Annotated in this window: 1 protein-coding gene; it reads left to right on the top strand. The window is 70.0% G+C overall.

The genetic code is table 11. The features are described 5' to 3' along the window. Nucleotides 1-229: 229 nt before the first annotated feature. Complete coding sequence (trbF, locus tag RT567_RS17205) at nucleotides 230-913, top strand: conjugal transfer protein TrbF (protein ID WP_312205661.1); 684 nt, start codon at nucleotides 230-232, stop codon at nucleotides 911-913. The last annotated feature ends 109 nt before the right edge of the window (nucleotides 914-1,022 follow it).

The following is a 1,022-nucleotide window of genomic DNA, read 5'->3' as shown; positions in this document are numbered from 1 at the left end:
CCAGGCCCGACGAGGTCTGGACGCCCAAGGCACGGCGGGAAGCGGAGGCGGCGCGTGCGGACTTCCATCGGGCCCTGACCGGGGAAACCGGCAGGCCTGGGGGGCGGGCGGCCGGACGATCGCGGGCCCTGCAGGCCTTCTTCGTCGCCAACGCCGGTCGGGGCCTGGTCCCGTCCAGTGAAAACTCCGGGGCACTTTCGCCCCGGCTCCGGACAGAGGAGACCTGATCATGCATCCCTTCTTCCGCCCGAGACGTCCGCTCAGCTCGGCGCCCGAGGCCACCCCCTATCAGAAGGCGGGACAGGTCTGGGACGAACGCATGGGCCTGACCCTGGCTCATGCGCGCAACTGGCGGCGGTTCGCGGCCGCCAACTTGGCCCTGGCCGTCTTTCTCGGGGCGGGCTGGTGGGTCCAGGCCGAGCGGGCCGTGGTCAAACCCTTCATCGTCGAGGTCTCGGACTGGGGCGAGACCCAGAGGATCACCGCCGTCGGCGGGCGCTATGAACCGACCGACGCCCAGACCGCTCACGCCTTGGCGCGATGGATCCGCGACGTGCGGTCCAAGAGCATCGATCCTGTGGTTCTGAGGCAGAACTGGCTGGGCGCCTATGATCTCCTAACCCCGAAAGCGGCGGCCTTCCTCAACGCCTGGGCCCAGACCCACGATCCTTTCGCGGAGGTCGGGCGTGAGGCCGTCAGCGTCGAGGTGTTGAACGTCGTCCGTCGCTCCGGGCGCACCTTCGACCTGCAATGGCGCGAGACCCGGTTCGTCAACGGCCAGTCGGCCGGCAGTGAAAGATGGCGCGCCCTGATCACGACCGGCGTCCAGCCGCCGAGGACGGAGGCCGAACTGATGAAGAACCCCCTCGGACTGAAAATAGAGGACGTGTCATGGACCCCCGATGCTTCCTGATCGCCGCCGTCGCGGCACCCCTGGTCGGCGGAAGCGCCGGATGGGCGTCCTCGCCGGAGGCCGCGCCCACGGCGCGCCCCTATGTCGAGGCGGGGCGACCGCCGGCGAG

It is taken from the genome of Brevundimonas sp., from assembly GCF_032107865.1.
In the GTDB taxonomy this organism is placed as follows: Bacteria; Pseudomonadota; Alphaproteobacteria; order Caulobacterales; family Caulobacteraceae; genus Brevundimonas.
Note: the sequence above shows the minus strand (reverse complement) of the source record. Positions and strands in the feature narration are given on the sequence as shown.